The 5,923-nt window shown below is 28.2% G+C and carries 4 protein-coding genes and 1 tRNA gene; all 5 read left to right on the top strand.

Going from position 1 to position 5,923, the window contains the following annotated elements:
* Positions 1-97 precede the first annotated feature (97 nt).
* A tRNA-Phe gene (locus M983_RS12425) sits at positions 98-173 on the top strand.
* A gap of 713 nt (positions 174-886) precedes the next feature.
* Entirely contained in the window at positions 887-1,420 is a 534-nt protein-coding gene (locus M983_RS12420) for a fimbrial protein (protein ID WP_066751323.1), read from the top strand.
* Positions 1,421-1,527: 107 nt separating this feature from the next.
* Positions 1,528-4,002 carry a fimbria/pilus outer membrane usher protein gene (locus M983_RS12415; RefSeq protein WP_066751320.1) on the top strand — a complete coding sequence of 825 codons (2,475 nt, stop codon included), beginning with the start codon at positions 1,528-1,530 and terminating at the stop codon, positions 4,000-4,002.
* 24 nt (positions 4,003-4,026) lie between these two features.
* Positions 4,027-4,752, top strand: a complete 726-nt coding sequence (locus tag M983_RS12410) for a fimbria/pilus periplasmic chaperone (protein ID WP_066751308.1) — start codon at positions 4,027-4,029, stop codon at positions 4,750-4,752.
* A 16-nt stretch (positions 4,753-4,768) separates the two neighbouring features.
* A complete protein-coding gene (locus M983_RS12400) occupies positions 4,769-5,755 on the top strand; it encodes a fimbrial protein (protein ID WP_083954600.1) in 987 nt (328 codons plus the stop codon).
* The last annotated feature ends 168 nt before the right edge of the window (positions 5,756-5,923 follow it).

Below are 5,923 nucleotides of genomic sequence, written 5' to 3'. Positions count from 1 at the left end.
TTTTATTAACCGATAAGTTTAAAAAAACAGCAATCAAACAGTTTTGTGATAAATAACGTTGACGAGCAAGGTAAGATCGGGTTTAATACGCCCCGTTGCCCGGATAGCTCAGTCGGTAGAGCAGGGGATTGAAAATCCCCGTGTCCTTGGTTCGATTCCGAGTCCGGGCACCACTTCAATCTTGTTAAGCAGTTAGTTAGATAACTGAAAAAACAAACAAAAGTAAAATAAACATAAATTAATGCAGATTAACTGTAATTGAAATTTAGTTAAATGCTTTTGATAAGACAGACTTGTTTACGCAAGGCTGTTTTTTTTAATCTAACTTTCCTACTTAGCGACTACTCAATCTCAACATCCCCTCTTTTTATCTCATCATATCAGATTTAAATTTACGGATTACATTGTGAGTTATTTTCTTTTCTAGTAATACCATCTAGTAATTATTATTTTATAAATAGAATATTAATTATTAAAATAGTAAAATAAAAAATACCAAATAAATAAGTAAAATATACCAATATAATAAGTAAAATATACTCAAAAAACCGTTAAAAAAAATAACATATTTATTAGATTGTAAAAAATGAAGAAAAAAAACTTTATAATTAACACATAATAAATATTCATTATATTTGTAAAAAAAAACGTATAAAAATAAACATAATACTATCCTTACCAATAATAAGTGTAAATGAGTTATATAATTTAAAGAAAAACAAAAAAAGTATTAATAGAACATCTTATTTTTAATAATTAGTTACAGATAATCATCCATGGAAATATAATAAGCTTGCTCTTATATATTCTTATGCCTAGACTAAAACACGTTAAATAATATTTATTTATCATTCTAAAAAATTAATTATTAAATAAGGTAGTCAATATGAAAAAGTCTTTATTAGCAATTTGCTTTGCTGCTATTTCTGCGACATCTGTATCTGCAATAGCAAATAATGCAGGTAGTGGTACTATTACATTTAAAGGAACAATAAACTCAGGTGCATGTACAATTGCACCTATGGATTTAAATAAAGAAGTATCATTAGGTAATATTAATGCCGATAACTTGAAAGTATCTGGAAATACTGGGCCACAAAGTAATTTTGAGCTCAAATTAAATGATTGTAAATTAGATACTGGTGAGCCTGATGAGCAATATTCTAAAGTAGAAATTACATTCTCAGGTAAAGCTGATAATACTGATGCCTCGTTATGGGCAAATAGTGGTTCTGCATCAAATGTCGCAGTTGCTTTCTTTGATAGCAATGGTGATGCAATTAAACCAGGAACAAAATTGGAACAAGTTTTAAAATCACCAGATACTAGCGTTTTATTATCAGCAAAAGCGCAAGCTACAGGACAAGCCACTTCAGGTGATATTACAGCTGTAGCAAATTACGTTTTAAGTTATCAATAAAATTCAATTTTTAATAATAATTATTAAATAATTAATAAATTTATTTTATTCATTATATATTGGTCTATCTAAGTTTAGATAGACCTTATTTAGAGGTTTATAGCATCATGTTAATTAATAAAAAAAACTTCAGCTATATAATACCTCTTTTAATATTCTCATCATTTATACATGCAGATACATTTAATATTAATGCCCTATATTTATCAGATCACGACAACATTGATTTAAGTCATTTTGAAAAAAACGACTTAACAGAAGGACTATATATTGTTGATATTGAGTTAAATGGTAAAAAAATCATTCGAGGGAAAGAAATTGAATTTATTGATAAAGATGATTTAATTATTCCTTGCATTACACCTAAAATAATAAGTTATTTACCATTAACAAAAGAAGCCTTAGATAAAATACTATCTAATGCCGATGTTGAATGTATAGATATAAAAAATTTAGATAAAAATGTTGCTATTGAATTCAATGACTCGGATCAAATACTATCAATTTCAATTCCACAAAAGTATTTAGAATACTCCCAAATTAATTGGATCGCGCCTGAATTTAGAAATAATGGAATTCCTGGGATAATACTAGATTATAATATTACAAATAGCTATTATCGTGCAAAAAATCAAGATACGCGTAATAATCTCAGTATATATGGAAATTTGGGAGCAAATATATCTGCATGGAGGTTCCGTGGCAATTATCAATATAGAAATGAGCTTATAAATAATACTTCAGCTCAAAATAATGGGAAACTAAAATGGGAACAAATTTATGCATTCCGCGATATAGCAAAAATATCAGCAAAATTATTTCTTGGAGAAATACAGCTAAAAACAGATTTATTTGATTCTGTTCGCTTCAAGGGGATTAGCCTGTATACCGATGAAAGCATGATGCCTCCAAATTTACGTGGTTATGCACCACAAATTACAGGTGTTGCAACAAGTAATGCAACGGTTACCCTATCTCAAAATAATCGTATTATCCAGCAGATAAAAGTACCTGCTGGACCTTTTATCATTAAAGATCTTAGTCAGTCAGTTACTGGAACTATTGATGTCACCATTTCTGAAGACAATGGAAGTGAAAGAAAATTTCAAGTGACCACAACTAATATTCCATTTTTAACTCGTAAAGGTGAGTTTCGTTATAAATTAAATGCAGGTCAACTTTCGCCAAATGGTAGTGATATAAATGATAAATTTATTTCTCTTGAAGGTTCAGTTGGTGTTTTAAATAATACCTCTTTATTTAGTGGCGTATTAAGTACACAAAATAAAGAATATCAAGCTATTAATATAGGTATTGGACAAAACTTGACTAAATTTGGTGCCCTTTCATTTGATATTACTCATTCAAAACTTAATTTATCAAATTCTCAAAAAGAAAACGGGAATAGTTTTCGTATCAACTATGCGAAAGACGTACCATCGATTAATGGTCAAATAACACTGATGGGATATCGTTTTGCAGATCGTCAATTTAATTCATTATTAAACTTTATTGAACAAAAACAAACTGACGATAATGTTCTATATAATGATAAAGACAAACATATTATTTCATTATCTTATAGTCAGCAATTGCCTTTTTTTGATACAAGTGTGAGTATAACTGGCTCACAACATACTTATTGGAATGGTGGGCGTAATAATTATGCAAGCATTGCATTTAATAAATACTTTAATAGTGGGTTATTAAAAAACAGCTCAATATCGCTATCATTTAATCAGTCAAAATCTCGTCAAAATAAAACTGATAATCAAGTTTATTTGGCTTTTAATAAACGTTTTGAGGATAACAATAATGCTATGATTTCCTATTTTGGTTCTCACAATAGTCAGAATAATAAATATACCAATAACTTGAACTATAGTGATAGGTTTGACCAAAAGACAAATTATAATATTGGAGCCTCGACAAGTGATAATTTATCGAATAAAAGCATTAATGCGTATTTGTCACATGATGGTGATGCAGGACAATTACAAATTAGTGGTGCATTTAGTGATGATATAAAATCAGGAAGTGCCATGCTAAATGGATCAATGACATTAACATCACATGGTTTATCGATTCATCCTCAAGTATATCGTGATCAATCACGTTTATTAGTTGGTATTCCTAATGTAAAAGGTGTATCTATTGATAATGGTAACGCAACTACTAATAGTTTTGGTATTGCAACTTTAAATAATGTTCCCAGTTATTATCGGATGGAATATGCAGTTGATATTAACGAATTACCTAAAAATGTTAATATTCAAGATAACATCATTGAAACAGCATTAACAGATGGCGCAATTGGCTATATTGAACTGGATGCCGATATAGGAATATCTTTAATAAGTAGAATTAAATTGAAAGATGGTCAATATCCACCTTTTGGTGCAACTGTTTACAATATAACAAGAGAAAAAACCGCGGGCATAATAGCAGAAAAAGGCTCTGTTTATCTTGTTGGATTAAATAATGACGATAAACTTAACGTTAAATGGGGAGATAATATTTGTACTTTCACTGCTAATTCGTTACTAGAGCAAAAAGATAAGCATATAGCTATATGCCAGTAATCTATTTTTATTTGAGGACATAAAATGAAAAAGAAATTTATAACTTTTTTTACGCTATTATTATTATCAACTTCATCATATGCGACTCTTAATATTGATAGAACACGAATAATTTATAATGGTGAAAATAATGGAACTAGCGTTACTATCGTTAATCAAGATGAAGTGTCTGCATTTTTAGCTCAAACTTGGATAGAAACTGCTGATGGAAAAAAATTAGAACACTCATTAGTTGCTTTACCTTTTTTACAAAAAATCAATCCAGGACAAAAGAAACAAATAAAAATTTCACAACTTGATTCTCAAAATATGTTATTAAATGATAGAGAAACATTACTTTATTTCAATTTATTAGGAATACCACCACAAAGTAAAGAAAAAAATGTCGTACAATTTACTATTCAATCTAAATTGAAATTATTTTATCGACCTAAAGGGATTTCTTATACAAAAAAAATGGGAAATGACTTTCAACAAGATTTAATTATCAATAAATTAGATAATAAAATTACATTAGATAATCCAACTCCATACAATATTATTGTTGTAAATATAAACAATAGTACTGAAAAAGATAAAAACTTTAACGAAATAGTCGTTCCACCCTTCAGCCAAAGCATAGTAAGAGTGAATTCCTCAATAAAAAATAATGTCATGCTTGGCTACATTGATGATTTTGGTTCATTAAAATTTAGTCAATATAATTGCAAAAATTCACAAACTTGCGAATTGATCATAAATAAAATTTAAGTTTTAGGAAAAAAGCATGATAAAATATTTATTAAAAATATACTTGTTTACCATTTTTTTATTTTTTTCTCTTTCATCTAATGTATTAGCTCATAAATATTGTTCAGGCCCTAATGGAACAAATGATTTTGCTCCACTTTCAATAACACCAATTAATATTTCAATGGATTCCTCTAATGAGATATTAGCTAAGATCACCACAACCCCAATAACGTGGAACTGTAACTTTTCTAATGTAAATTCCGCCGAAGATAGAACACTTAAATTTTTGATTGTAATTCCCGCAAATATACAAAATTTAATTGATAATTCCGGCATAGATTTTGCTATGAATAGTAATGTATACAATTACGATGAAATTAATTTAACAAAAGTAAATAATAATTATTCAATAAACTTAGCACGTTGGGATAAAAAACAAATCACCATGGCGAGTATGTTTACTTATACGCTAAAAAGGAACGCAAAAGAATTAAGATCATTTGAAACCGGTGATTTTACTATTGGTAATCACTATACAGGAAATAATGGAAAGATTTCGGATAATATGTTATTGCCTGTACTTGGGGCAAATATTAAAGCTGAAAGAGTTAATTTATGTCCAAATCCTTCTGTTAGTATGAATAACAAAACAGTTGATTTTAATATACTCAATGCAAAAGATTTTATTGCTGGAAATACAGTTAAAGATAATTTTAATTTAAATGTCAATGTGCCCCAAGATTGTGAAACGGGTCTAGATATTAGTGTTACATTTAATAGTAGTAATGGAACTCTTGTTAATAAAAAATACCTGTTATTAGATAATGGATTACAAGCGACTATTACTGATAATGACCTTAACCAAGAAATTGAATTTGGTGTTCCTTATAGAAAAGGCATTATCACAACACAAAAGCCTGGTAATTTTAACTATAATGTAGAACTTTCCAGAGAAAGTGGAAAAAACTTAACAGCTGGTGAATTTAGTAAAACTGTTAATGTGCTATTTACCTACCAGTAAATTTGCATATAATCAAAAAATAAAAATTTATTTATAGATCAATATTATTAATGTATTGATCTATCTTTTTAAGATAAAATTTTATTATTTCACGAATTTAATCACGCTAAAACATAAGAAATATATGTTGATGTTTTTATTATCAATAACTATAAAACTATGCTCTAT

The sequence above is a fragment of the Proteus myxofaciens ATCC 19692 genome (assembly GCF_001654855.1).
Lineage (GTDB): Bacteria > Pseudomonadota > Gammaproteobacteria > Enterobacterales > Enterobacteriaceae > Proteus > Proteus myxofaciens.
This window is presented reverse-complemented; position numbering and strand designations above follow the sequence as displayed.